This window comes from Staphylococcus sp. EG-SA-2, assembly GCF_017152085.1.
On record NZ_JACYHC010000396.1, the window covers coordinates 1 to 215 of the forward strand.

The following is a 215-nucleotide window of genomic DNA, read 5'->3' on the forward strand; positions in this document are numbered from 1 at the left end:
CCAACTTGCACATTTTTGTATGCTGACTTTTCGCCAGCTTCTGTGTTGGGCCCCACCCCAACTTGCATTGTCTGTTGAAATTGGTGATCCAATTTCTCTATGTTGGGGCCCCGCCAACTTGCATTGTTTGTTGGAATTGGTGATCCTATTTCTCTCTGTTGTGGCCCCGCCAACTTGCACATTTTTGTATGCTGACTTTTCGCCAGCTTCTGTGT

1 protein-coding gene is annotated in these 215 nt (G+C 47.0%); it reads right to left on the reverse strand.

All coding sequences use genetic code 11. The features are described from left to right. On the reverse strand, positions 1 to 182 hold a 182-nt coding region (locus IDG60_RS03670), incomplete at its 3' end, for a hypothetical protein (protein WP_206160506.1). Between the last annotated feature and the right edge of the window lie 33 nt (positions 183 to 215).